General features: G+C 67.6%; 20 protein-coding genes and 2 tRNA genes. 18 read left to right on the forward strand and 4 right to left on the reverse strand.

Translation table 11 applies throughout. From position 1 onward, the window contains the following. Positions 1 to 14: 14 nt before the first annotated feature. Positions 15 to 2,558, reverse strand: a complete 2,544-nt coding sequence (pepN, locus tag HGG74_RS16770; RefSeq protein WP_168488218.1) for an aminopeptidase N — start codon at positions 2,556 to 2,558, stop codon at positions 15 to 17. Between the two features lie 390 nt (positions 2,559 to 2,948). On the opposite strand from pepN, the gene HGG74_RS16775 reads away from it, so the two are divergent. The 4 genes from HGG74_RS16775 (at position 2,949) to HGG74_RS16790 (ending at position 5,319) form a co-directional block, all read left to right on the forward strand. Next, positions 2,949 to 3,563: a hypothetical protein gene (locus tag HGG74_RS16775; protein WP_168488220.1), complete on the forward strand. Its 615-nt coding sequence runs from the start codon at positions 2,949 to 2,951 to the stop codon at positions 3,561 to 3,563. Further along, positions 3,560 to 3,862: a transcriptional regulator gene (locus HGG74_RS16780; protein ID WP_168488222.1), complete on the forward strand. Its 303-nt coding sequence runs from the start codon at positions 3,560 to 3,562 to the stop codon at positions 3,860 to 3,862. The genes HGG74_RS16775 and HGG74_RS16780 overlap by 4 nt, the downstream gene beginning before the upstream one ends. A 69-nt stretch (positions 3,863 to 3,931) precedes the next feature. After that, the gene (locus tag HGG74_RS16785; RefSeq protein ID WP_168488223.1) at positions 3,932 to 4,405 is read left to right on the forward strand and encodes a ribose-5-phosphate isomerase; all 474 of its coding nucleotides are present in this window, start codon (positions 3,932 to 3,934) and stop codon (positions 4,403 to 4,405) included. 5 nt (positions 4,406 to 4,410) lie between these two features. After that, on the forward strand, positions 4,411 to 5,319 hold the full coding sequence (locus tag HGG74_RS16790) for an Fpg/Nei family DNA glycosylase (protein ID WP_168488225.1): 909 nt from the start codon (positions 4,411 to 4,413) through the stop codon (positions 5,317 to 5,319). 73 nt (positions 5,320 to 5,392) lie between these two features. Here HGG74_RS16790 and HGG74_RS16795 read toward each other — a convergent pair. Next, a tRNA-Gly gene (locus HGG74_RS16795) sits at positions 5,393 to 5,463 on the reverse strand. Positions 5,464 to 5,610: 147 nt separating this feature from the next. On the opposite strand from HGG74_RS16795, the gene HGG74_RS16800 reads away from it, so the two are divergent. From HGG74_RS16800 to HGG74_RS16825, 6 genes are all read left to right on the forward strand, one after another. Then, positions 5,611 to 5,683: transfer RNA gene (locus HGG74_RS16800), tRNA-Pro, on the forward strand. A gap of 55 nt (positions 5,684 to 5,738) precedes the next feature. Further along, positions 5,739 to 7,145 (forward strand): trigger factor, encoded by a 1,407-nt coding sequence (gene tig / locus HGG74_RS16805; protein ID WP_168488227.1) that lies wholly within the window; start codon positions 5,739 to 5,741, stop codon positions 7,143 to 7,145. Positions 7,146 to 7,392: 247 nt separating this feature from the next. Further along, complete coding sequence (locus HGG74_RS16810; RefSeq protein WP_168488312.1) at positions 7,393 to 8,004, forward strand: ATP-dependent Clp protease proteolytic subunit; 612 nt, start codon at positions 7,393 to 7,395, stop codon at positions 8,002 to 8,004. A 53-nt stretch (positions 8,005 to 8,057) separates the two neighbouring features. Beyond that, entirely contained in the window at positions 8,058 to 8,732 is a 675-nt protein-coding gene (locus tag HGG74_RS16815) for an ATP-dependent Clp protease proteolytic subunit (protein ID WP_168488229.1), read from the forward strand. Positions 8,733 to 8,961: 229 nt separating this feature from the next. Next, entirely contained in the window at positions 8,962 to 10,254 is a 1,293-nt protein-coding gene (gene clpX, locus HGG74_RS16820; protein WP_168488231.1) for an ATP-dependent Clp protease ATP-binding subunit ClpX, read from the forward strand. 66 nt (positions 10,255 to 10,320) lie between these two features. Next, positions 10,321 to 10,941, forward strand: a complete 621-nt coding sequence (locus tag HGG74_RS16825; protein WP_168488233.1) for a mycothiol-dependent nitroreductase Rv2466c family protein — start codon at positions 10,321 to 10,323, stop codon at positions 10,939 to 10,941. A gap of 359 nt (positions 10,942 to 11,300) precedes the next feature. Here HGG74_RS16825 and valS read toward each other — a convergent pair whose 3' ends face one another. Further along, the gene (gene valS / locus HGG74_RS16830) at positions 11,301 to 13,916 is read right to left on the reverse strand and encodes a valine--tRNA ligase (RefSeq protein WP_168488235.1); all 2,616 of its coding nucleotides are present in this window, start codon (positions 13,914 to 13,916) and stop codon (positions 11,301 to 11,303) included. 168 nt (positions 13,917 to 14,084) lie between these two features. Between valS and HGG74_RS16835 the strand changes: the two genes are divergently transcribed. The 7 genes from HGG74_RS16835 (at position 14,085) to ndk (ending at position 21,637) form a co-directional block, all read left to right on the forward strand. Then, complete coding sequence (locus HGG74_RS16835) at positions 14,085 to 14,435, forward strand: hypothetical protein (RefSeq protein WP_168488237.1); 351 nt, start codon at positions 14,085 to 14,087, stop codon at positions 14,433 to 14,435. Between the two features lie 103 nt (positions 14,436 to 14,538). Then, positions 14,539 to 14,895 (forward strand): DUF488 domain-containing protein, encoded by a 357-nt coding sequence (locus HGG74_RS16840; RefSeq protein ID WP_205762081.1) that lies wholly within the window; start codon positions 14,539 to 14,541, stop codon positions 14,893 to 14,895. A 27-nt stretch (positions 14,896 to 14,922) separates the two neighbouring features. Beyond that, on the forward strand, positions 14,923 to 15,672 hold the full coding sequence (locus HGG74_RS16845) for an SDR family oxidoreductase (protein ID WP_168488239.1): 750 nt from the start codon (positions 14,923 to 14,925) through the stop codon (positions 15,670 to 15,672). Positions 15,673 to 15,985: 313 nt separating this feature from the next. Further along, on the forward strand, positions 15,986 to 19,279 hold the full coding sequence (gene ileS / locus HGG74_RS16850; RefSeq protein WP_168488241.1) for an isoleucine--tRNA ligase: 3,294 nt from the start codon (positions 15,986 to 15,988) through the stop codon (positions 19,277 to 19,279). Between the two features lie 20 nt (positions 19,280 to 19,299). Further along, the gene (locus HGG74_RS16855; RefSeq protein WP_168488243.1) at positions 19,300 to 20,688 is read left to right on the forward strand and encodes a bifunctional folylpolyglutamate synthase/dihydrofolate synthase; all 1,389 of its coding nucleotides are present in this window, start codon (positions 19,300 to 19,302) and stop codon (positions 20,686 to 20,688) included. 3 nt (positions 20,689 to 20,691) lie between these two features. Further along, on the forward strand, positions 20,692 to 21,135 hold the full coding sequence (locus HGG74_RS16860; RefSeq protein WP_168488245.1) for a DUF4233 domain-containing protein: 444 nt from the start codon (positions 20,692 to 20,694) through the stop codon (positions 21,133 to 21,135). Positions 21,136 to 21,220: 85 nt separating this feature from the next. After that, on the forward strand, positions 21,221 to 21,637 hold the full coding sequence (ndk, locus tag HGG74_RS16865; protein ID WP_168488247.1) for a nucleoside-diphosphate kinase: 417 nt from the start codon (positions 21,221 to 21,223) through the stop codon (positions 21,635 to 21,637). Positions 21,638 to 22,051: 414 nt separating this feature from the next. Here ndk and HGG74_RS16870 read toward each other — a convergent pair whose 3' ends face one another. After that, a complete protein-coding gene (locus tag HGG74_RS16870; protein WP_168488249.1) occupies positions 22,052 to 22,717 on the reverse strand; it encodes a vitamin K epoxide reductase family protein in 666 nt (221 codons plus the stop codon). Between the two features lie 409 nt (positions 22,718 to 23,126). Between HGG74_RS16870 and HGG74_RS16875 the strand changes: the two genes are divergently transcribed. Next, positions 23,127 to 26,423 (forward strand): Rne/Rng family ribonuclease, encoded by a 3,297-nt coding sequence (locus HGG74_RS16875; protein ID WP_168488251.1) that lies wholly within the window; start codon positions 23,127 to 23,129, stop codon positions 26,421 to 26,423. Positions 26,424 to 26,523: the final 100 nt, after the last annotated feature.

Consider the following 26,523-nt stretch of genomic DNA (forward strand, 5'->3'; position numbering starts at 1 on the left):
GGCCGGGCAGCCGGTTACCGGTCCGCGGCCTGGGCCTTCAGGGCGCGGACCACGCCGTCGCGGTTCTCCAGGACCAGGCGGCGCAGCGCCGGAACGGCATCGCCCAGCCCGTCCAGGAACCTGTCCGTCCGCTCCACCGTTTCCTGCGTCGTGAGCCGGGACGGATAGAGCCCGACGACGATCTGCTGGGCGATCTCGTGCGTGCGCGTGGCCCACACCTCGCGGACCGCGGCGAAGTACTTGTCCGCATACGGTTCCAGCAGCGACGGCTCGTGGACACGGTTGAAGCCGGTGATCACCGACTGCTGCGTCGCGTTGGGCAGATCGCCGGCAACGACGACGGCGTCCCACGCTGCCGCCTTTGCCTCCGCCGTCGGGATGGCCGCCTTGGCCAGGGCTGCGGCCCGCTGGCCGGTGGCGGTGGCGTCGCGGCCCAGCTCCGCGTCGATCTCGGCCTGGCCGGCCCGGCCGCCGGCCACCAGCGAGGTCAGCAGTTCCCAGCGCAGGTCGGCGTCCACCGTCAGCCCTTCGAGTATCCGCTCCCCGGAGAGCAGCCCGGCCACGATGTCCAGCTGGCCCCCGGTCCGGGCCAGGCCGGCGAAGGCCTTGACGAACTGCAGTTGCGGGTCGGAGCCGGCCGGGGCTTGGTCGCTCAGCTCCCACAGCCGGTCCGCGGCGGCGGTGGAGAGCCGCTCACGGTCCTCCGGGCGGACATAGTAGGTCAGCGTGGTGGCCAGCTGGCGCAGCAGCACCATCACGACCGAGGAATCGGTCTCGTAGGCGATGTTGTTCAGCACCAGCTCCACGTAGGCCCGTGCCGGGGTCTCGCCGTCCCGGGTGGCGTCCCAGGCCGAGGTCCAGACCAGCGTGCGCGGCAGCGATTCGGCGAAGTCCTTCAGGTGCGTCTTCGAGGTGGCCAGGGAGTGTTCGTCCAGCCGGATTTTCGCGTAGGCCAGGTCGTCGTCGTTGAGCAGGACCAGTGCCGGGCGCGGCAGGCCGGCGAGCTCGGGGACCTCGGTCCGTTCGCCGTCCACGTCCAGCTCCGTCCGGTGGGTGCGCACCAGCTTGCCTTCGGCGTCCAGGTTGTAGAAGCCGACGGCCAGGCGATGCCGGCGCAGGGTGGGGTGCTCCGGCACGGCCGACTGCAGGATGGCGAAGGAACCGATCGTCCCGTCCCCGTCCGCGCCGATCTCGGCGCGCAGCGTGTTCACGCCCGCCGTTTCCAGCCACTCGGTGGACCATTCCTTCAGGTCGCGTCCGCTGGCCGCCTCCAGCTCGGCCAGCAGGTCCGCCAGCTCGGTGTTGTCCCAGGCGTGCTTGCCGAAGTATTCGCGCACCCCGGCCATGAACTGCTCCTGGCCCACCCACGCCACCAGCTGGCGCAGCACCGAGGCGCCCTTGGCGTACGTGATGCCATCGAAATTGACCTGGACGTCCTCGAGGTCCTTGATTTCGGCGACGATGGGGTGGGTGGAGGGCAGCTGGTCCTGGCGGTAGGCCCAGGACTTCTCCACCGAGGCGAAGGTAGTCCAGGCGTTCTTCCAGTCGGTGGCCTCGGCCGCGGCGAGCGTGGACATGAACTCGGCGAAGGACTCGTTCAGCCACAGGTCGTTCCACCAGCGCATGGTCACCAGGTCCCCGAACCACATGTGCGCCAGTTCGTGCAGCACGGTGATGGCCCGGCGCTCGACGGTGGCCTCGGTGGGCTTGGACCGGAACACGTAGTTCTCCAGGAACGTCACCGCGCCGGCATTCTCCATCGCACCGGCGTTGAACTCAGGCACGAAGAGCTGGTCGTACTTGGTGAACGGGTACGGCGTGCCGAACTGCCGCTCGAAGAATTCGAAGCCCTGCCGGGTGAGCGTGAAGATGTTCTCGGCATCCAGGTACTGCATCAGGGACTTGCGGGCGAAGACTCCGAGCGGGATGGTCCGGCCGTCCGAGCTGGTCAGTTCACTGCGCACGGACTGGTAGGGGCCGGCAATCAGCGCGGTGACGTAGGAGGACAGCCGCGGCGTCGGTTCGAAGGCCCAGGTGGCGGCCGTGCCGGTCTTGCCGGCCGGCACCGGCTCCGGCGTGGGGGAGTTGGAGATGACGTCCCAGTGCGCCGGCGCGGTGACCGTGAAGCGGAACGTGGCCTTCAGGTCGGGCTGCTCGAACACGGCGAACACCCGGCGGGCGTCGGGGACCTCGAACTGGCTGTAGAGGTAGACCTCGTTGTCCACCGGGTCCACGAACCGGTGCAGCCCTTCGCCGGTGTTCATGTACAGCGCGTCGGCGTCGATGACCAGTTCGTTCTGCCCGGCCAGGTCCGGCAGCTGGATTCGCACGCCGTCGGACACCTGTGCCGGATCCAGGTCCGTGCCGTTCAGCGTCACCGAGCGGACCTCGGCAGTCACAGCGTCGATGAAGGTGGAGGAGCCGGGCGTGGCACTGAAGCGGACGGTGGTCCGGGAGCCGAAGACCTGGTCTCCGCGGGTCAGGTCCAGGACGACGTCGTAGGACTCGACGGTGAGCAGCGCGGCGCGTTCCCGGGCTTCTTCGCGGGTCAGATTCATTCCTGGCACAGTAACGCCTCCAATGTGGATAGATGGACGGGCCGGTGGTGCCGGCCGGGTTCAGGTCTGCGGCCGCGGGCCAAGTATGAAACAAGCCCTGAACAGTGCGGTCATTCTCTCACCTCAGGCCCGCCCGCGCAGCAGTTTGAACCGACCGGGTGTGTTGTTACGTCGGCGCGGGCTTGCCCAATCAGTCCGGCGCTGGCAGAGTAGTTTGCAATACAAAGTTGTTTGGCGGACTGGAGGACGATGTGGGTTCCGACGACATGCGAGGCGCTGCGGGGCTGCCGGCGGACCGGCCGGGCAGGGTCGGGCCGGGGACATGCCGGCGGAGCAGCGCGCGGCGGACCACCGGCACGCGCCGCGGACGACCTGCCGTCGGATCCTGCCGTGCTCCTGGCGCTGATCCGCGGGCAGCAGCAGAGAGCGCGTGAAGCCACCGAACCCAGCGGGGGACTGCTCTTCGGCGTCTGGGGCCTGGCCTGGCTCGCCGGCTATCTGGTGCTGTTCCTGGGCTGGATGCCGGCTGCCGGGACTCCGGCCGGGTGGGCCTTCTTCGTCTTTGCCGGGCTGTTGGCCGCCGCCATGGTGTTCACGGGCATCCACATCGGCAGGCGCTCGGCGGGCGTACGCGGCGACTCGGCCGTCACCGGCACCCTGTATGGCTGGTCCTGGGCCGTCAGCTTCGCCGCTGTTTTCCTGATCCTCACCGGGGTAGCCCGGGCCGGCGCTACGGTGGAAGTCATGTCCGTCCTGGCCAATTCGCTGTGCTGCCTGGTTGTTGCCGCCCTGTACATGGCCGGCGGGGTGATCTGGCGGGAGTGGCGGATGTTCGCCTTGGGTGCGTGGATTGCGCTGATCAGCGGCGCGGCGGCAATGGCAGGCGCGCCGGCCGGCTATCTGGTGATGGCCGTTGCCGGCGGCGGCGGCATGCTGCTGGCCGCCGCCGCGGACTTGGTCAACCGGCGGCGGGAACGCAGCCGGGCGGCAGTGGTGCCGGGGTGAGCGTGTTGGAACTGGACCCGGTGATCCACGCCCAGGCCAGGCTGCGGGTGGTGGCCACGCTGGCCTCGCTGGCCGCAGGGGACCGGATCGCCTTTCCGAAACTGCAGAAGCTGCTGCAGATGACTCCGGGAAATCTGTCTACCCACCTGCGCAAGCTGGAGGACGCCGGCTATGTCGTCCTCGACAAGACCTTTGAAGGCCGCAGCCCGGCCACCTTCATCGCGCTGACCAGCCGCGGCCGCTATGCCTTCGAGGCCTATACTTCCGCCCTGGAACAGCTCTTGAAGGGAACACAGTAGGCTGGAGGGCGGCATCCGCCACCTTCACCCGATCCACCGGATTACCCGTACTACCCGTTGAGGAAGACCATGCGCGTCCACATTGCCACCGACCATGCCGGCCTCGAGCTGAGCGCCCACCTGATCAAGCACCTCGGGGCCAAGGGCTACGACATGGTGGACCACGGCCCGAAGGAGTACGACGCCGAGGACGACTACCCCGCCTTCTGCATCAATGCCGCCCTGGCAGTGGTGGCGGACCAGACAGCGGGAGTCGACGCCCTGGGCATCGTGCTCGGCGGTTCCGGCAACGGCGAGCAGATCGCCGCCAACAAGGTCAAGGGCATCCGCGCGGCGCTGGCCTGGAACCTGGACACCGCCAAGCTGGCGCGCGAGCACAACGACGCCAACGTCGTGGCCGTCGGCGGCCGCCAGCACAGCGTGGAGGAAGCCACCCGGATCATCGAGGCCTTCCTGACCGAGCCGTTCAGCAACGCCGAGCGCCACAAGCGCCGGATTGGCAAAATCGCCACTTACGAGCAGACCGGCGAGGTAGTGGCCTAGTCCCGATGCCCGAAGGACATTCGATTCACCGGCTGGCCGCCCAGTTCAACTCCGTCTTCGGCGGCAGCCGGCTGGCAGTGACCAGCCCGCAGGGGAAGTTCGCGGCCGGCGCCGCCCGGATCGACGGCGCCGTGCTGCGTTCTGCGGCCGCGCACGGCAAGCAGCTCTTCCTGGCCTTCGACAACGACCTGTACCTGCGCGTCCATCTGGGGCTCTACGGGGCCTGGGACTTCGGCGGGGACAGCACCTTCCGCGGCGCCTCCAGCATCGGGGCGCCGCGCCGGGTGGGCGAGCGGGAGACGTACGACGCCGCGGGGGAGGCCGGCGCGTATTCCGGCCCGCCCGAACCGGTGGGACAGGTGCGTGCCCGCCTGGTCGGCGACCACGGCTGGGCCGACCTGCGCGGCCCCGCAGCATGCGAGGTCGTGACCGGGGCAGAGCGCGCCGCCGTCGTCGCCAGGCTGGGCCCGGATCCGCTGCAGCCGGATCCGGGCGGCGCCGGCGCCGCCGGCTTTGTCCGCCGGCTGACCGCCAGGGGTACCGCGGTGGGCCTGCTGCTGATGAACCAGGAAGTGGTGGCCGGGGTGGGCAACATCTACCGGGCCGAGTCGCTCTTCCGGTGCGGGCTGAATCCCTGGCAGCGCGGCAAGGACCTGGCTCCCCGGGCCGCAGCGGCGCTCTGGGAAGACCTGGTATCAGTGATGGCCGACGGCGTGCGCGAGGGCAGGATCATCACCACCCGTCCCGGGCACCGCGCCGACTCCACGCTGCCGCTGTGGCCGGACAATGCGCATTACGTCTACCAGCGCCAGTCGCTGCCGTGCCGGGTCTGCGCGGCGCCGGTGGCGCTGGCCGACATGGGCAGCCGCAAGCTCTACTGGTGCCCCGGCTGCCAGGGCCCGCTGGGCGCGTAGCTCGCGCGGCGGGCGTACCGGGACCCCTGAAACGCGTGAAGGCGGATCCTTGCGGATCCGCCTTCACAGCCAGAGGGGATGACGGGAATCGAACCCGCGTAATCAGTTTGGAAGACTGAGGCTCTACCATTGAGCTACATCCCCGTGGACGTAGAAACTTTAGCACGGGTGGCCGCGCGGTCCGCAAATCGCCGACGCACGGTGTGCCAGGGTGCCGAAGAACCGCTAAACATTTAGGATGGGCTGATTGTGCACGCAGTCCGGTTAGGCCGTAGACTTGCCTGTGCACTACGGGGCGTAGCGTAGTGGCTAGCGCGCCTGCTTTGGGAGCAGGAGATCGCAGGTTCGAGTCCTGTCGCCCCGACTCTGTATTTCTTGGTGCAGATTTCCATCCATTAGCTATCAGGAGTTCAAACGCTGTGAAGAGCGCTGTCGAAAACCTCTCCCCGACAAGGGTCAAGCTCAACGTTGAGGTTCCCTTCGAGGAACTCAAGCCCAGCATCGATGCGGCCTACAAGACGATTGCCTCCCAGGTCCAGGTGCCGGGTTTCCGCAAGGGCAAGGTGCCCAACAAGCTCATCGACCAGCGCGTTGGACGCGGCTATGTGATTGAAACCGCCATCAACGAAGGCCTGAACGGCTTCTACCAGGAGGCTGTCCAGGAAGCAGGCATCCGCCCGCTGAGCCGTCCCGAGGTGGAGATCACCGAGGTTCCGGACCCCGCCGGCACCGAGGGCCAGCTGGTCTTCCAGGTCGAGGTTGACGTCCGCCCGGAGATCGAACTGCCCGAATACGCCGGCCTGGAGGTCACCGTCGACGCCGCCGAGGCCACCGACGCCGACGTCGAGAAGGCCCTGGACGACCTGCGCGGCCGCTTCGCCACGCTCAAGAACGTGGACCGCCCGGCCGCCGAGGGTGACTTCATCACCATCGACCTGACCGCCTCCGTCGACGGCGAGGAAGTGGATTCCGCGACCGGCCTGTCCTACCAGGTCGGCTCCGGCACCATGCTTGAGGGCCTGGACGAGGCAGTCACCGGCCTGAGCGCCGACGAGGACGCGACCTTCGAGACCAAGCTGGCCGGCGGCGAGCACGCTGGACAGGACGCCACGGTCAAGGTCGTGCTCAAGGCCGTCAAGGAGCGCGAGCTGCCCGAGGCCAACGACGACTTCGCCCAGCTGGCCAGCGAGTTCGACACCATCGCCGAACTGCGCGAGGACCTGGCCAAGCAGGCCGCCGAGTCCAAGGTGGTCGAGCAGGGCATCGAGGCCCGCGACAAGGTGCTGGACAAGCTCGTGGAGATGATCGAGGTTCCGGTGCCGGAATCCGTCGTCGAGGAGCAGCTCGAGCAGCACTTCCGCCCGGAGAACGCCCACGGCCCCGAGGAGCACGACACCGAGGAACACCGCACCGAGGTCCGGGAGAACACCGAGCGTGCCTTCAAGAACGAGATCATCCTGGACGCCGTGGCGGACAAGGAAGAGATCGGTGTCAACCAGGCCGAGCTGATCGACTACATTGTCTCCGCTTCCAGCCAGTACGGCATGGACCCGAACCAGTTCGCGCAGCTGCTGGACCAGAGCGGCCAGGTCGGCATGATGGTTGGCGAGGTCCGCCGCCGCAAGGCCCTGGCCAAGGTGTTGGAGCAGGCCAAGGTCACCGACAGCAACGGTGCCGAGGTGGACCTGAGCGACTTCGTGCGCCCGGGTGGCGAAGCCGGCGAGGAAGCCGAAGCTGCCGAGGCACCGGAGGCACCGGAGGCACCCGAGGCCGCCGCTGCCGAGGCGCCCGGGACCGCCGCCGAGACGGTCGACGCCGAAAAGTAGGCATCAGGCAACAACGTCTGTTCGGACAGGCCGCCCGCCCCTGACGGGGCCGGCGGCCTGTCCGCTTTTAACCAGCCGGCGGACCGGTGCGCCGTCAGCGAACAGGGCCCGAAATAGAGGGAATTGGCCCCGGATTCGCGTTAGTGTCCAAGAAGGAAACAGGTCCCGGGGACCGGCCCCTACCGGCAGGCCCCCAGGCAGAAGCGAGAGGTAATTCAGAATGTCCCGTGAAGCCGCCACCCCCAGGATGGCCACCGTCGATCCGGCGACCCAGGAAAATTACATCTACAACCGTCTCCTGAAGGAACGCATCATCTGGCTCGGTTCCGAGGTGCGCGACGAGAACGCCAACGCCATCTGCTCCCAGCTGCTGCTGCTCTCGGCCGAGGATCCGGAGAAGGACATCTACCTCTACATCAACTCGCCCGGCGGCTCCGTCACCGCGGGGATGGCCATCTACGACACCATGCAGTTCATCCCCAACGATGTGGTCACCGTGGCTACCGGCCTGGCCGCGTCCATGGGGCAGTTCCTGCTTTCCTCCGGCACCAAGGGCAAGCGCTACGCTACCCCGCACGCGCGCATCCTGATGCACCAGCCCTCCGGCGGCATCGGCGGTACTGCCTCGGACATCAAGATCCAGGCGGAACTGATCCTGCACATGAAGCAGGTCATGGCGGAGCTGACGGCCGAGCAGACCGGCCAGACCGTCGAGCAGATCCTGATCGACAACGACCGGGACAAGTGGTTCACGGCCGAGGAGGGACTGGCCTACGGCTTCTTCGACCACATCTCCGCCCATGCCGGGTCGGTCTCCGGCGGCGGCGGCACGAGCAACAACACTACGAAGGAGTCGTGATCGGCGGGTCTGCGACTTCAGTCCCAACGATCACCGGAAGCAGGAGAAAGACAATGAACTACACCTTCGGTGCCGCTGCCGGCGGCTATGCCGCCAACCTGCCGCAGAGCCGGTATGTGCTGCCGCAGTTCGAGGAGCGGACCCCCTACGGCTTCAAGCGCCAGGATCCCTACACCAAGCTCTTCGAGGACCGCATCATCTTCCTCGGTGTCCAGGTCGACGACGCCTCGGCGGATGACATCATGGCGCAGCTGCTGGTGCTCGAATCCACCGACCCGGACCGGGATATCACCCTCTACATCAATTCCCCGGGCGGGTCGTTCACCGCGATGACCGCCATCTACGACACCATGCAGTACATCCGTCCGGAGATCCAGACGGTGTGCCTGGGCCAGGCGGCCAGTGCCGCGGCCGTGCTGCTGGCTGCCGGCACGCCGGGCAAGCGCCTGGCCCTGCCGAACGCCCGCGTGCTGATCCACCAGCCGGCCCTGGGTGGCGGCGAACGTGGCCAGGCCACCGACCTGCAGATCCAGGCCGACGAGGTCATGCGCATGCGCACCTGGCTGGAGGACACGCTGGCCCTGCACTCGGGCAGGCCCAGTGCGCAGGTGAACCGGGACATCGAGCGCGACAAGATCCTCACCGCCGAGGGCGCCCAGGAATACGGGCTGATCGACCAGGTGCTGGATTCGCGCAAGATCCGCAAGCCTGCCATCAACAAGAGCTAGGGAGCGGTCCCGCCCGGCGCGTCCGGGCAGCTGCGGCCCGCAGTGTTCCATCCGCCGAGCCATGGGCGTGAATATGGCTTTATTTGTCGCCGGAGGGCGCTGCGGGCCGGGCTGTTACTGAATCTGTCCACCAAGTGAACTACAGTGGACTAAGTGTCGGATGCGGATGTCACAGTTTTGTCAGCGGCATTGACGGTAACTATTGCAGGACCAGGTAAGGGGACAGAACATGGCTCGCATTGGTGAGAGCGCTGATCTGCTCAAATGCTCCTTCTGCGGCAAGAGCCAGAAGCAGGTGCGCAAACTGATCGCCGGGCCCGGGGTCTACATCTGCGACGAGTGCATCGATCTGTGCAACGAGATCATCGAGGAGGAACTCTCCGAGGTCTCGGACCTGGGGAGCTTCGAACTGCCCAAGCCGCGGGAAATCTTCGACTTCCTGCAGGAATACGTCATCGGCCAGGAGCCGGCCAAGCGGGCCCTGGCCGTTGCTGTGTACAACCACTACAAGCGCATCCAGTCCGGCCACGCGCCCAAGGGCACGGCCAACCTCTCGGACGCCAGTCCGCTGGAGGATGTGGAGGTGGGCAAGTCCAACATCCTGCTGATCGGCCCGACCGGCTGCGGCAAGACCTATCTGGCCCAGACCCTGGCCCGCCGGCTCAACGTCCCCTTCGCGGTGGCGGATGCCACCGCGCTTACCGAGGCTGGCTATGTGGGCGAGGACGTGGAGAACATCCTGCTCAAGCTCATCCAGGCCGCGGACTATGACGTCAAGAAGGCCGAGCAGGGCATCATCTACATCGACGAGATCGACAAGATCTCGCGCAAGAGCGAGAACCCCTCCATTACCCGGGATGTCTCCGGCGAAGGCGTGCAGCAGGCCCTGCTCAAGATCCTCGAAGGCACCGTCGCCTCGGTCCCGCCGCAGGGTGGCCGCAAGCACCCGCACCAGGAATTCATCCAGATCGACACCACCAATGTGCTCTTCATCGTGGCCGGCGCCTTTGCCGGCCTCGAAGAGATCATCGGGTCGCGGGCCGGACGCAAGGGCATCGGGTTCGGCGCCCCGCTGAACGAAGCCCGCAAGGACATGGATTCCTACGGTGATGTCATGCCGGAGGACCTGCTGAAGTTCGGGCTCATCCCGGAATTCATCGGGCGCCTTCCCGTCATTACCACCGTGGCCAACCTGGACCGCCCGGCACTGATCAAGATCCTCACGGAGCCGAAGAACGCGCTGATCAAGCAGTACCAGAAGATGTTCCAGCTCGACGGCGTGGAACTGAGCTTCGAGCAGGAGGCGCTCGAAGCCGTGGCGGACCTGGCCCTGGAACGGGGCACCGGTGCCCGCGGGCTGCGGGCCATCATGGAGGAATCCCTGCTGCCGATCCAGTTCGAGCTGCCCAGCCGGGAGGACATCGCCGCCGTGGTGATCACCCCCGACGTGGTGCTGAACAAGGCCGAGCCCACCCTGATTTCCCACGACGTGGTGGCCAAGCGCAGGAACAAATCCGCCTGACCGCCGGTTACGTACTACGGCACTGTCGTGCCGTCCGAACGTTCCCTACCCATCTGGAGCTGACGCATGCCCGCATCCAACGCCCCCTCGACCGTTGACTTCTGGTTCGACCCCGTATGCCCGTTTGCCTGGATTACCTCGCGCTGGATCCTGGAGGTTGAAGAGGTCCGGGACATCAAGGTGGACTGGCATGTCATGAGCCTGGCGGTGCTTAACGACGGCCGCGAGGAACTGCCCGAAGCCTACAAGGAGCGCATGAAGAAGGCCTGGGCCCCCGTCCGTGTGCTGACTGCCGCGCGGGAGCTGCATGGAGACGAGTTCGTCAAGCCCCTGTACGACGCCATGGGCAAGCGCATCCACAATGAAGGAAACAACGACTACGACGCGGTGATCGCCGAAGCCCTGGACGAGCTGGCGCTGCCGGCCGACCTGGCTGCCTACGCTGCCTCCACCGAGTTCGACGAGCAGCTGCGGGCCAGCCACCAGGAGGGCATCTCCAAGGTCGGCGACGAAGTCGGCACGCCGGTGGTCGCCCTCAACGGCACCGCCTTCTTCGGCCCGGTGCTTACCCGCATCCCGCGCGGGGAACAGGCCGGAACCATCTTCGACGGCGCCGTCGCGCTGGCCGAGTACCCCTACTTCTACGAGATCAAGCGCTCCCGGACCACCAGCCCCGAGTTCAACTGACTCCGGTCAGTGAGGGCCGTCCCCCGCTGTGAGTTTCTGCTCCCGGTCCATACCGGCAGCAGAAACCCACAGCGGGGTTTTTCCTTAAATAAGACCGCACTGGTACTGGCGTGTCGCCGTGCATCGGCGTATATATGGAGTTAGGCATCCGTCAAAAGATGCCGGACCGAACACCAAAGATTCAGTGACAAGTAGCGGACACGTTCCGCTAACTGCCAGCCGGTGACGAGGCTAGGAAGACCTGAAATTCCGAGGAGTTCGCGAGACCCAAAGCGTCACCTTTGGATCACAGAGTCGAAGCCCCACCAACGGCTAAACGCTGATGGGGCTTCCCCTCTTTAATGCCCCGGCGGGCCGGCTCAGGCCTCGGCCGGAGCCAGTTCCACACTCTTGACGGTCAGGTCGCCGTCGGACTCCTCGAAGGTCAGCGCCCGGGCATTGCCCGCCGCCTTTAGGTCGCCCTCGCCGGCCCGCAGCTGCGCGATCAGCGCCGCCGGAGCGGTGACGACGGCGGAGAGCACCTCGGTGCGCTGCTTGACCTTGGCCTCGGACTTGGCCTTGCGCAGCCCGCCCAGGGCCAGGCCCACGGTACCCAGCAGGTCCTTGTCCGCTGCGGCGGCGATTCCGGCCAGGGCCTGCGCGCCCGGCCACTCGGCCCGGTGCACGGAACCGGCGCGCCACCAGGTCCAGACCTCCTCGGTGGCGAAGGGCAGGAACGGGGCGAAAAGCCGCAGCAGGGCATCCAGCGTCGTGGCCAGCGCTGCCAGCACCGAGGCCTGCTCCGCCTCACCGGCGCCGCCGTAGGCGCGGTCCTTGACCAGTTCGACGTAGTCGTCGGTGAAGGACCAGAAGAAGGACTCGGTGATCTGCAGGGCACGCGCGTAGTCGTAGTTCTCGAAGGCCGCCGTGGCCTGCTCGACCACATCCGCCAGCTGCCCCAGCAGCGACTTGTCCAAGGGATTGGTGACGACCGAAGCATCACCGGTGATCACCGACGCCTCGGTGGCACCGAGGTTGAGCACGAACTTGGAGGCGTTCAGCAGCTTGATGGCCAGGCGGCGGCCGATCTTCATCTGCGCCACCTCGTAGGCGGTGTCCGCGCCCAGCTTGGCCGAAGCCGCCCAGTAGCGGACCGCGTCCGAGCCGAACTGCTCGAGCACGTCGGTGGGAACCACCACGTTGCCCTTGGACTTGGACATCTTCTTCCGGTCCGGGTCCAGGATCCAGCCGGAGATCGCCGCATGCTTCCACGGTGCGGCCTCCTGCAGCGCGTCCGCGCGGACCACCGAGGAGAAGAGCCAGGTCCGGATGATGTCGTGGCCCTGCGGGCGCAGGTCGAAGGGGAAGACCTTGGCGAAGAAGTCCTCGTCGCGGCTCCAGCGGCCCACGATCTGTGGGGTCAGCGAGGAGGTGGCCCAGGTGTCGAGCACGTCCGTGTCGCCGATGAACCCGCCGGGCGCATCGCGCTGGGATTCGTCATAGCCCGGAGCAGGCTCCGCCGCCGGATCCACCGGCAGCATGCCGTCGCCCGGCAGGATCGGGTGCTCGTAATCCGGCTCGCCGGCGTCGTCCAGCGGGTACCAGACCGGAATCGGCACGCCGAAGAAGCGCTGGCGGGAAATCAGCCAGTCGCCGTTGAGGCCCTCGATCCAGTTTTCATAGCGCGAGCGCATGAAGGACGGGTGGAAGTCGATCTCCTGGCCGCGGCCGATCAGCCGGGCGCGGCGCTCCTCGTCGCGGCCTCCGTTGCGGATGTACCACTGGCGTGAGGTGACAACTTCCAGGGGCTTGTCGCCCTTCTCGTAGAAGTTGACCGGATGCATCATGGTCTTCGGCTCGCCGTCGAGTTCGCCGGCCGCACCCAGCAGTTCGACGACCTTTTCCTTTGCGGAGAAGACCGTCTTGCCGGCCAGTTCGGCATAGTTGGCCTTGCCCTCGTCGGAGGTGATCCACTCCGGCGTCTCGGCAATGATGCGCCCGTCGCGGCCGACAATGGCACGGGTGGGCAGCTGCAGCTCGCGCCACCACGTCACGTCGGTGAGGTCGCCGAAAGTGCAGACCATGGCGATGCCGGCGCCCTTGTCCGGCTTGGCCAGCGGGTGGGCCTTGACCTCGACCTCCACGCCGAACAGCGGCGAGGTGACTTTGGTGCCGAACAGCGGCTGGTACCGCTCGTCGTCGGGATGGGCCACCAGCGCCACGCAGGCGGGCAGCAGTTCGGGCCGGGTGGTCTCGATGTAGACCTTGTCCCCTCCGGGGGTGTTGAAGCCGTAGCGGTAATAGGCGCCCGGCATTTCGCGGTCTTCCAGCTCGGCCTGCGCGACGGCGGTACGGAAGGTGACATCCCACAGCGTCGGGGCCTCGGCGAGGTAGGCGTCGCCGGCGGTCAAGTTGGCCAGGAAGGCGCGCTGGGAGACGGCGCGGGAGGCGTCGTCAATGGTCCGGTACGTCAGGTCCCAGTCCACGGACAGGCCCAAGGTGGTGAAGAGGTTCTCGAAGACCTTCTCGTCCTCGGAGGCCAGCTCCTCGCATAGCTCGATGAAGTTACGGCGCGATACGACGTCGAAATCGCGCTGGTTCTTCGCCGGCTTGGCCGGGGGACGGTAGTCCGGGTCGTACGGCACCGACGGATCGCAGCGTACCCCGTAGTAGTTCTGCACGCGGCGTTCGGTGGGCAGGCCGTTGTCGTCCCAGCCCATGGGGTAGAAGACATTCCTGCCGCGCATGCGCTGGTAGCGGGCCAGCACGTCGGTCTGGGTGTAGGAGAACATGTGGCCCACATGCAGGGAGCCGGAGGCGGTGGGCGGGGGAGTGTCGATCGAGTAGACCTGCTCCCGCACAGTGTCCGGATTGAAGGCGTAGGTGCCTTCCTCGCGCCAGCGCCGGGAGTGGATGTCCTCGAGGCCCTCCAGCGCGGGTTTGTCGGGGACGTTTACGGTGGTGGGCGTGTCTGTGCCCAGGTCATGTTCTGCCATAGGTGCCATTCTTCCATGCGGCGACGGATGGGTTCACCTTCGCGGCTGGCCGGCCGCACCCGCACATTCCGTCCGTTCCTGCCATCCTCCTCGACACCCATAGTCAGCCTGCTTAGCATTGAGGGGAAACTCCCGGACAGGACCTAACCATGGGGAGGCAGGGAAAGCATGAGCGAGGAATTGAGCGGCCCGAAGGGCTCGGAGGACCTGGTGCGGGACGGTCTCAGCGGTGCGGCAGACCCCGTGCCCAGGGACGGTGAAGACAGCCAGGCGGAACCCGGGGGCGGTGCTGAGGGCTTCGGCGATGTTCCCGGCGGCTCCGGCAGCGAGCCAGGCACTGCCAACAGCGCCGGCGGGGTTGCCACCCGGGATGCTGGCAATGCCGAGGGTGGCAGTAGCAGCGGTACCGCCGAGGCGGAGGCGCGGGGGCTGAATGCTGCCGCGGGACCGGCGGCTGACGAGGAGGCCGGCACGCCGGATAACCGCGGCCTCACAACGGATATCACTCCCAGTGACTGACAGGACTTAGTGGAACCGACCGTGGGCCGCCATCCGCAGAGGCCTGCGGCCCGGGCCGAAGCGGCCTGAGCTGAAGAGCCTGAGCTGAAGAGGCGGTGCGGGCATGGCCGATATACGGATCAAGCGCATCTACGACCAGGCCGGGGACGGCTACCGCGTACTGGTGGACCGCCTGTGGCCGCGCGGCATCCGGAAGGAGGACGCCGGGATCGACCTGTGGCTCAAGGCAGCCGGGCCGTCGGACGGGCTGCGCCGGGAATTCGGGCACGATCCGGAGAAGTTCGAGGACTTCGCCGCCGCCTACCGGCGTGAGCTGGAAGGCTCCGAAGCCGTGGAACAGCTGGTGCAGCTGGCGCGCAGGGAACGGAAGCTGTGCCTGCTCTTTGGCGCCAAGGACGAAGAGCACAACCAGGCTGTCGTCCTGCGCCAGGTCATCCTCGAAAGGCTCGGACACCGCTAGCGCTCCGCGCCGCTACGCTTGGGTGTCATGACCAAGCGTGCAGTAGTGACCGGGGCAAGTTCGGGTATCGGCGCCGCCAGTGTGCGCGCCCTGTGCCGCAGCGGCTGGGAGGTCGCCGCCGTCGCCCGCAGGGCCCACCTGCTCGAGGACCTGGCCCGGGAAACCGGGGCAGTGCCGTTTGTCGCGGATGTGACCAACCAGGACGACGTCGACCGCCTGGTGGCCGAGGTCCTCGCCGGCGGCGGCGTGGACGCGCTGGTGAACATCGCCGGCGGCGCCTTCGGCGTGGATACGGTCGCGGAGGGCAGCCTGGCCGACTGGGAAAAGATGTACGACGTCAACGTGCTCGGCACCCTGCGCATGCTCCAGGGCTTCCTGCCCGCGCTGCGGGACAACGGCGAAGGCTCGGTGCTGCTGCTGACCTCGACGGCGGGGCTGGTGGCCTACGAGGGCGGCGGAGGCTACGTCGCGGCCAAGTTCGCCGAGCACTCGATGGCCGCCACCCTGCGGCTGGAAGAAGCCGAGCACAATGTGCGCGTGATCGAGGTCGCCCCCGGACTGGTGCGCACCGAGGAATTCGCGCTCAACCGGCTGGGCGGGGACCAGCAGGCCGCGGAAAAGGTCTACGAAGGCGTGGAGAAGCCCCTGCTGGCCGAAGACGTGGCCGATGTGGTGGCGTATTCGCTGAACCTGCCGCACCACGTGAACCTGGACCAGATCGTCATGCGCCCGGTGGCCCAGGCGGCCGCGCACAAGCTCATCCGCAGGAGTTCCTGAGCAGGCCTGTCCGCCGGCAAATGCAAGCCCGCCCGCTGCGCTAAACTGGATCCAACGGCGTTGATCCGGCCATCACCGGGGAGCTTCCGGAAGAACGGCGCAAGCTCAGTAGAACCGGGCGGGCCTGCCCGTCACAGCAGAGAATGAGTGGCTGTCCCTGGCAGGCCCCGGCAACGGGACCGGCGGCGGGCGGCAAGTGAGGTGGTACCGCGGGTTCCGCGCAGGCCGGCCGCAGCAGCACGCTGCAGGCAGCCGGCGCAGGGCACGTCCTCGCAGCAACAACCGCCCTTGCCCAGCAGCTTGTCTTTCCAGGATGACGCACATGCCACAGATCTACCCCAAGGCCGCCACCGCCGGCGAGGCCGCCGCCCAGAGCTCCCCGAGGTTCCCCGAGATCGAGGAACTGGTCCTGAAGTACTGGGACGCCGACGGCACCTTCCAGGCATCCATCGACGCGCGCGAAGCCGGGGAGAACGGCGCGAACGAATTCGTCTTCTACGACGGCCCGCCCTTTGCCAACGGCCTGCCGCACTACGGCCACCTGCTGACCGGCTATGTCAAGGACATCGTGGGCCGCTACCAGACCCAGCGCGGCAAGCGCGTGGAGCGTCGCTTCGGCTGGGACACCCACGGCCTGCCCGCCGAACTAGAAGCCATGAAACAGCTGGGCATGACGGACAAAAAGCAGATCGAGGCCATGGGCATCGACAAGTTCAACGCCGCCTGCCGCGAGTCCGTGCTGCGCTACACCAAGGAGTGGCAGGCCTATGTCACCCGCCAGGCCCGCTGGGTGGACTTCGAGAACGACTACAAGACCCTCAACGTCGAGTACATGGAGTCGGTGATCTGGGCCTTCAAGCAGCTGCACTCCAAGGGCCTGACCTACAACGGCTACCGCGTGCTGCCGTACTGCTGGCGGGACGAGACGCCGCTGTCCAACCATGAGCTGCGCATGGACGAGGACGTCTACAAGAACCGCCAGGACCAGACGGTCACTGTCACCTTCCCGATCCTGGCCGGGGACAGCGAGCTGTCCCGCGAGCTCGAGGGCGTGAACGCGCTGGCCTGGACCACCACGCCCTGGACCCTGCCGACCAACCTCGCGCTCGCCGTCGGCCCCGAAATCGCCTACGCCGTCGTCCCCGCCGGACCCAACGGCACCTCCGCCGCCGGGGAGAAGTTCCTGCTGGCGCAGGACCTGCTCGGCTCGTACGCGAAGGACCTGGGGTACGACGACGCCGCTGCCGCGGCAGCGGCGGTCACCACCACCTACACCGGTGCGCAGCTGGAGGGCCTGCAGTACCGGCCGCTCTGGGACTACTACGCGGACACCGAGACCTGGGGCACGCAGAACGCCTGGCGGATCCTGCCCGACGACTATGTCACCACCACCGACGGCACCGGCCTGGTCCACCAGGCATCGGCCTTCGGCGAGGACGACCAGCGGGTCTGCGAGGCCAACGGCATCCCCGTGATCGTGTCCGTGGACGAGGGCGCCAAGTTTCTGCCCACCTTCACCAAGGGGCCGCTGGCCGAAATCGCCGGCCTGCAGGTGTTCGAGGCCAACAAGCCGATCATCCGCGTGCTCAAGGCCGAAGGCCGGCTGCTGCGGCAGGCCAGCTACGAGCACAACTACCCGCACTGCTGGCGCTGCCGCACGCCGCTGATCTACCGCGCCATCTCCTCCTGGTACGTCGAGGTGACCAAGTTCAAGGACCGGATGGTCGAGCTGAACCAGCAGATCAACTGGATCCCGGAGAACGTCAAGGACGGCCAGTTCGGCAAGTGGCTGGAGAACGCCCGGGACTGGTCGATCAGCCGCAACCGCTACTGGGGCAGCCCAATCCCGGTCTGGGAATCGGACAACCCGGACTACCCGCGCACGGACGTCTATGGCTCGCTGGCCGAGCTCGAGGCCGACTTCGGCCGGCTGCCGCGCAACGAGGCCGGCGAGCCGGACCTGCACCGGCCCTACATTGACGACCTCACCCGGCCCAACCCGGACGATCCGACCGGCCAGTCGATGATGCGCCGTGTGCCGGATGTGCTCGATGTCTGGTTCGACTCCGGTTCCATGCCGTACGCCCAGGTGCACTACCCGCACGCGAACCAGGACTGGTTCGAGCACCACAACCCGGGCGACTTCATTGTCGAGTACATCGGCCAGACCCGCGGCTGGTTCTACACCCTGCACATCCTGGCCACCGCGCTGTTCGACCGTCCGGCCTTCCGGAACGTGATCAGCCACGGCATCGTGCTTGGCTCGGACGGGCAGAAGATGTCCAAGAGCCTGCAGAACTACCCGGACGTCTCCGAGGTCCTGGACCGGGACGGTTCCGACGCGATGCGCTGGTTCCTAATGTCCTCGCCCATCCTGCGCGGCGGCAACCTGATCGTCACCGAGCAGGGCATCCGCGACGGCGTCCGCCAGGTCATCCTGCCGCTGTGGAACGTGTGGCACTTCTTCAAGCTGTACACGAACACCGCGAACGGCGGCGCCGGCTACGAGGCCCGCTCAGTGCTCGGCGACCCCGGGCGCATCGCCTCCCTGGATTCGCTGGACCAGTACATCCTGGCGAACACCGGCGACCTCATCCGCCGCATGACCGGCAGCATGGACGCCTATGACGTCAGCGGCGCCTGCGACGCGCTGCGGGAGTACCTGGATACGCTGACCAACTGGTACGTCCGCCGTAGCCGCCAGCGGTTCTTCGACGAGGATGCCGATGCCTTCGACGTGCTCTACACCTGTCTCGAGTCGGTCTGCCGGGCTGCCGCATCGCTGCTGCCGCTGGTCACCGAGGAGATCTGGCGCGGGCTGACCGGCGGACGTTCGGTGCACCTGGAGGACTGGCCGGATGCCGCGGCGTTCCCGGTGATGGAGGACCTCGTGGAGCGCATGGAAGCGACCCGCCGGGTCTGCTCCGTGGGCTCGAGCCTGCGCAAGGCCGCCAACCTGCGCGTGCGCCTGCCGCTGTCCGAGCTGACGGTCGTCGCCGCCCACGCCGGCGAGCTCACCGGCGCCTACGAGGAGATCATCAAGGACGAGCTGAACATCAAGACGGTCCGGCTGGTCGAGGCCGGCAGCGCCTCGCCGGAGGAATTCGGCATCGAGCAGAAGCTGGTGGTCAACGCCCGCGCCGCCGGACCGCGCCTGGGCAAGGACGTGCAGACGGCCATCAAGGCCTCCAAGTCCGGGGACTGGTCGGTGGACGACGCCGGCAACGTCACCGCCGGCGGGCTGGCGCTGGAGCCGCACGAGTACACGCTGGAAACGGTCGTGTCCGCCCAGGGCTCCGACGGCGCCGGTTCGGCTTCCGTGGGTGTGCTGCCCGGCGGCGGCTTCGTGGTGCTGAACACCGAGGTGACCGCGGAACTGGAGGCCGAAGGCGTGGCGCGCGACATGGTCCGTGCCATCCAGCAGGCCCGCAAGGACGCCGACCTGGTGGTCAGCGACCGGATCCGCACCACCGTCAGCGCCGACCAGACCGTCCTGGATGCGCTCAGCGCCCACCGCGAGCTGGTCTCCGAGGAGACGCTGACCGTGGACCTGGTGCTGGTGGCCGGCGGGGCGCAGGAAGTCACTGTCGAAAAGATCGAGGCGTGAGCCAGGCTGAGGGGCGCATCATGAGCGATGAATTTGGCGTGGAAAGCGTCTATGCGGAACTGCTGGGCCGGGCGCCGGAGAACAAGATGGAACCCCGGATGGCTCCGCTGTTCCGGGCAATGGAGATCCTGGGCGAACCCAACAAGGCCTTCGCCAGCATCCACATCACCGGCACCAACGGCAAGACCTCGACGGCGCGGATGATTGACGCCGGGCTGCGGGCGCACGGCCTGCGCACCGGCCGCTACACCAGCCCGCACCTGACCAAGGTGACCGAGCGGATCAGCATCGACGGCGAGCCCGTGGCGGACGAGACCTTCGTGCGGATCTGGGACGAGATCCGTCCCTACCTTCAGATCGTGGACCAGGAACTCGAGGCCGCTGGCGAGCCCCGGCTGACGTACTTTGAGTGCATGACCATCCTGGCCATCGCCATCTTCGCCGACGAGCCGGTGGAAGTTGCGGTCATCGAGGTGGGCCTGGGCGGCATCACCGATGCCACCAACGTCATCGACGGGCAGGTGTCCGTGATCACCCCCATTTCGCTGGACCATACGGACCTGCTGGGGGAGACCACCGAGGACATTGCCTACGAGAAGGCAGGGATTATCAAGCCCGGCGGCTTCCTGGTCAGCGCCGCACAGCCGGTGGACGCGGCGCAGGTGCTGCTGGAGAAGGCCCGGGAACTCCGGGTGCCCTTCCGGTTCGAGGGCGTGGAATTCCATGCCGAGTCCCGGCTGCTGGCCGTCGGCGGCCAGCAGGTGACCGTCTCCGGCCTGGCCGGGCGCTACGAGGACCTGCTGCTGCCGCTCTACGGCGCCCACCAGGCGCAAAACGCGGCGGTGGCGGTGGCGGCGCTGGAAGCCTTCCTGGGCGGCGGCGAGAAGCCGCTGGACGTGGAAGTCCTGCGCGAGGCCTTCCGCACCGTCACTTCGCCCGGACGGATCGAGGTGGTCCGTACCGCCCCGACGATCATTGTGGACGCGGCGCATAATCCGGACGGCATGCGGGTGAGCGCCGAGGCGATCACCGAGGCCTTCAACTTCACCAAGCTGGTGCCCGTGGTCGGCATCCTGCAGGAGAAGGATTCCGTGGGCGTGTTCGAGGCGCTGCGCTCACAGTTCGGAGACCTGGTGCAGGAAATCTGCGTGACCGCGTCCAATTCGCCGCGGGCGATCGACCCCGAGCAGCTGGCCGAGGACGCGGTCGCCGCAGGGTTCCCCGCCGACGCCGTGCACATCGAACCGCAGCTGGACGAGGCGGTGGTCTGGGCCGTGGAGCAGGCCGAAGCCAACAACGACCTGGCCGGCGGCGTGCTGATCACCGGTTCCATCACGCTGGTGGCGGATGCGCGCATCCTGCTGGGAAAGCCGGACAAGCCGGGCAGCCCGGACATTATGGGGAACTAAGCCATGGCACGACTGACCAAAGCACAGCGCGAATGGCGCCCGGACATGCCGAAAAAGCGGCGGTCCATCAAGGTGACTTTTGCCTCGACGGTGCTGTCGCTGGAGGCCTTCGTGGTCTTCTTCGGCACGCTGGTCGCCTTCGGCCTGCAGCGGGACAGCATCCCGCCGCAGCTGATCCTCGGGGCCGGGATGGTCCTGTCCCTGCTGCTGGTCCTGTGCTGCGCCCTGCTGCGCAAGCCGCTGGGCTACCGGCTCGGCTGGGTGCTGCAGCTGCTGATCATCGCCACCGGGTTCGTGGTGCCGATGATGTTCCTGGTCGGCGTTCTGTTCGCGCTGACCTGGTGGTACGGCATCGTGACGGGCGCCCGGATCGACAGGGAAAACAAGGAGCGCGACGCCGCGCAGGCCGAATGGGAACGCAACCACCCGGAGGCCACGGAGAAGTAGGGTGGGGTGCGGGCGAAGCCGGCACCCCACCCTCTAAAGTGGGACAAGACTGTAGAAACCGTGAGGAAACCAGAGGAGCAACTACGTGAGCGTTGAGCGCACACTCGTACTGATCAAGCCCGACGGCGTGGCACGCGGACTGACCGGCACGATCCTTTCCCGGGTGGAGGCCAAAGGCTACAAGCTGGTCGAGCTGAAGCTGGTCACCGCCACCCGCGAGCTGCTGGAACGGCACTACGAGGAACACATCGGCAAACCGTTCTACGAGCCGCTCGTGGAATTCATGCTCAGCGGCCCTACCGCCGCCGCCGTCTTCGAAGGCCAGCGCGTGATCGAGGGCTTCCGCTCGCTGGCCGGAACCACTGAACCGACCGCAGCCGCCCCGGGCACCATCCGCGGCGACTTTGGCCGGGACTGGGGCCTGAAGGTGCAGCAGAACCTGGTGCACGGGTCGGATTCCCCGGAATCGGCCGAGCGCGAAATCGCCATCTGGTTCAGCTGAAATTCCACCCCTGCTCCGGCATGGAACGCAGAAGGCCCGGGAAGGCATCCGACTGGATGCCTTCCCGGGCCTTGCGGTAGTGGGCCCAGCGGGAGGTTCCCGGTACTCGGTCACCAGCGATCTTCCGTTGATGCACCAGGACCAGCCGCGTTACTGATCAAATTGCAGAAACGATCCATATGATGAGTGCTATTGCTAGCAGCACGCCGACAATGGTCCAAACGAGATTACTGCCTCGCATTTCTTGCTCCATTCTCTCCAGTACCGCGATCCCTGGCGCAGGTTCCCGCCAGTCCTGCTATTCGGTCCATAGCTGGAGACAGCAGGCTACCAGCCCTGCCGGCGCGCCGTCGCTAGTCAGAAAATGAAAAGGCCTGCGGACGTGCGGATGTATCCGCGGGACCCGGGTGGCGGTCAGACGCCGATAAAGGCGTTCAGGAAGCGGAAGAAGACGCTGGCCGCCGTCGCAATCCACAGCAGCACGATAATGGTCCAGGACCAGCTGGTGAAGAACCGGACGAACGCGGCCGGGGCCTTGATCACGCCGTGGGCCAGGTTCCGGGCCGTCAGCTGGATGAACATCGGGATCATCATCGCCCAGACGCCCATGCAGTACAGGCACAGGATGTAGATATCGAAGAGCGCCTGGCTCCACAGCCAGACCACGAAGACGAACCCCAGGGTCACACCTGCCTGCAGGCCGATCCAGTACCAGCGGCGGAACTGTGCCCCGGCCAGCATGACCATTGCCGTGGTGATCGGAACGGCGAACGCCACGATGCCGATCAGGGGGTTGGGGAAGCCGAACAGCGAGGCCTGCCAGTGCTCGAAAACCTTGCCGCAGGAGATCCACGGGTTGATGTCGCAGCTGGTGACGTGGGCCGGATTCCTGTAGACCTCAAGCCGCTCCAGGACCAGGATGGCGGACATCACCCAGCCCACCACGCCGGTCGCCAGCAGGAGCCACGCAAAGGGAGCCTGCCTCAGATGGGAAGCCTGGGCCGCGCTCCGGACACCGCCGGCAGGTACTGCGGCGGATTCCTCGGTAACAGTGTTGTTGTTCACCGGTCTCCTGATCATCGACTGTCGGTAGGCACGATTTTACCGCGTGGGGAAGTTGCGAATGATAACCAAATACCGGCCGGTGTGAGAGAATGGGTCTTGGCTGGCAATGGACCCACATTCCATTGCCGGTCCAGCGACAGGCTTCCGGTGCTGCCGGCGATGCTTCTCGATACGGTGCCCATCACCCGGATGGGTACACAGGGAATCCGCGTGGCAGCCCTACCGATGAAGAGAATATATGCGGTAGTTAGGAAACGCGCCGCTGGTCCCCGGGTGTGCCGCGCCCCACTGCTGGCGCGAACCCGGGTGATACCGATACGACTTCCGGTGACGGGTGGCCCCAGGGCCCGAAGGATAACCGGCTACTCGCCCCCGAGGGCGCCGGGATGTGGCCGGTGCCGCAAGGGCTGGAGCGCAGTGATAAATGGATAACGAACAGCTGAATCCGGCAGTAACAGACGTCGAAACCGAAGCGGTGGAAGCCCCCGCCAAGAAGCCCGCCCGCCCGCGCCGCCACAAGGCCGCCGAGCCGGCCGAAGCCGGCGGACCCACCCAGACCGCCATCCCGGGTATTCCGGAAGGCGATGCCCCGGCCGGGCAGGTGCAGCAGGAAGCCGTGCCGGCCAAGCCCCGGACGCGCCGCACCCGCAAGACTGCGGTGCCGGCAGCCAAAGAGGCACCCGCCGGCAGCCCGGCAGAGGCAGCAGCCCCGGCGCTTGCCCAGCCGGAAACCCAACCCGAAGCCGTGGCCGTCGACGGCGCTGCAGCGGCCGCTGTGAGCGGGCAGGCTGGTGAAGCCACCGAAGCCGCGCCCAAGGCCAGGACGCCGCGCCGCCGCAAGAGCGCGGCGAAACCCGCCGAGGAGCAGCCCGCCGGATCCGCGGCTGGAGCCCCTGCGGAAAGCCCGGCCGCTGCCGCGCCGGAAGCGGCAGCCGAAGCAGCCGAAGCCGGGGAAACACCCGCGCCGGACGCCGCTGAAGCCGGCGCCGTTGTGGAGGCCGCCGGCCAGGCGGCTGCCGAGGCCGAGGCTGCCCCGGCAGCGGAAGAACCTGCCGGAGCGGAAGCCGCAGGCACCGGCGCGGCGACTGCCGCCGAGGAGGAGCCGGCCGCAGCCGAAGCTGCCCCCGCGGACGAGGAACCGGCCGCAGCGGAGGCTGCCCCCGCCGAGGACGGCGCCGCAGTACGCTCCCCGTTCGTCGTGCCCGATTCGCCGGTCTCCCTGCTCTTCCACGCCCCGGATCTTTCCGCCATCACCGCGGCCCGCCCCGAGGCGCAGCCGGTCGAAGCGGAGTACGACGAAGAGGAAGAAGAGGAGGCCGGACGGCGCCGCAGCCGGCGCAGCCGCCGCGGCCGGAGCCGGACCCGCGGCGAAGCCGCCGGAACCGAGCCGGCAGAGACCGCCGGGCCTGCCGAAGAGGAAGCGGCCGAAACCGCCGAGGCCACCGACGGGGTGGTCTCCCGCCGTCGTCGCCGGCGGCGCCGTGGCGACCAGGACTTGGAGCTGTCCGGGGGACTGGACGACGATCCGCCCAACACCATTACCCGGGTCCGGGCACCGCGCCAGGCCGCCGAAACCGCCCCGAGCAACAAGGTTGCCTCCGTGAAGGGGTCCACCCGGCTGGAAGCCAAGCGCCAGCGCCGCCGCGAATCCCGGGAGTCCGGCCGCCGCCGGCAGGTGATCACCGAGGCCGAGTTCCTGGCCCGGCGCGAATCCGTGGACCGCCAGATGGTGGTCCGCCAGCGCGACGAGCGGATCCAGATCGCCGTCCTCGAGGACGGTGTGCTGGCCGAGCATTTCGTTTCCAAGACCCAGCAGGATTCGCTGATCGGCAATGTCTACCTGGGCAAGGTCCAGAATGTGCTGCCCAGCATGGAAGCGGCCTTCATCGACATCGGGCGCGGCCGGAACGCCGTGCTCTACGCCGGCGAAGTCAACTGGGATGCGGCCCACCTGGACGGGCAGCCGCGGCGCATCGAACTGGCCCTGAAGTCCGGGGACTCGGTGCTGGTGCAGGTCACCAAGGACCCGGTGGGACACAAGGGTGCGCGGCTGACCAGCCAGATTTCGCTGCCCGGACGCTTCCTGGTCTATGTGCCGGGCGGCTCCATGACCGGGATTTCCCGGAAGCTCCCGGACGTGGAGCGCAACCGGCTGAAGAAGATCCTCAAGGAGCATGTGCCCGACGGCGCCGGCGTGATCGTCCGTACCGCCGCCGAGGGCGCGAGCGAGGAAGAGTTGATGAACGACATCAACCGCCTGCGCGCCCAGTGGGAAGCGATCGAGAACCAGGCTGCCTCCACCAAGACGCTGGCTCCGGAACTGCTCTATGCCGAACCGGACCTGACCATCAAGGTGGTCCGTGATGTCTTCAACGAGGACTTCTCCAAGCTGATCGTCTCCGGCGATGAGGCGTGGGACACCATCGAGGCGTACGTGACCTACGTGGCTCCGGACCTGGTGGACCGGCTCGAGAAGTGGTCGTCCGAGGAAGACATCTTCGCCGCCAACCGGATCGACGAGCAGATCCACAAGGCACTGGAGCGGAAGGTCTTCCTGCCGTCCGGCGGCTCGCTGGTGATCGACCGCACCGAGGCGATGACCGTGGTGGACGTCAACACCGGCAAGTTCACCGGCTCCGGCGGAAACCTTGAGGAAACCGTCACCAAGAACAACCTCGAGGCCGCCGAAGAGGTGGTCCGCCAGCTGCGGCTGCGCGACATCGGCGGCATCATCGTGATCGACTTCATCGACATGGTGCTGGAGTCCAACCGCGACCTGGTGCTCCGGCGCCTGGTCGAATGTCTGGGCCGGGACCGGACCAAGCACCAGGTGGCCGAAGTGACCTCGCTGGGCCTGGTCCAGATGACCCGCAAACGCATGGGTACAGGACTGCTGGAAGTCTTCGGCGAGCAGTGTGAGCACTGCGGCGGCCGCGGCGTGGTCACGCACGAGGAGCCGGTGGAGCACCGCCGGGCGGCCGTTGCCGCCGAGCACCACCAGCACCAGCTGCGCGAGAAGCAGATCCGGGTGGAGAAGCCGTCGCGCAGCGAGAAGCGGCGCAGCCGCGGACAGGACCAGCCGGACCAGCAGACCGCCGAGGCGCAGCAGCACGAGGAAGCCGAGCGCCAGGCCAAGGCCCGGGCCGCGTTGGCCAATATCGCCGCCGCAGCCCATGCCGCCCATGAGGCCGAGGAGCATGCCGCCCATGAGGCGGCCGAACGTGCCGCCGCTGCATCCGCCGGTCCGGATGCCGGCGCGGGCACGGCCGCGGACACCGGTTCCGCCGTGCTGACCATCAACGGCGAGCAGGTGGCCCTTCCGCGCGCCGAGCATTCCCCGGCGGCCGCCGTGGAGGAGCCGGCCCTGACCTTGGAGAGCCTGACCGAGGCTTTCAACCGGGTGGCACCCGCCCAGGCCGAAACCGGCAGCGCGACCCGGGGCAGCGCCGTCGGCGAGACCGCGGAAGCCGCGCTCTCCGGTCACACCGGCCGGCGCCGCGGACGCCGGCACCGCTCCGCCAGCCGGGCTCAGGGCGCGGCCAACGAGAGCGCCGTCGAACAGGCCTCCGGGCCTGCCGTGGAGGAACGCCCCGCCGGGCATTCCTTCACCGCACAGGCACCTGCTGCGCCCGCTCCCGCGGAGCAGGCCGCCAAGGAGCCAGGCAAGGCCAAGCAGGCTCCGATCATCCTCGGCGTTGGGGTTCCGGCCTCGGAGCTCTAGGGCAGGAAGCCGGCAACGGCCGGCAGGACAACGGCCCGGGGCCGCCGCAGCAACTGCGGCGGCCCCGGGCCGTTGTCCTCGACCCTTGCTGCGGGTGGAC

It is taken from the genome of Arthrobacter mobilis, assembly GCF_012395835.1.
In the GTDB taxonomy this organism is placed as follows: Bacteria; Actinomycetota; Actinomycetes; order Actinomycetales; family Micrococcaceae; genus Crystallibacter; species Crystallibacter mobilis.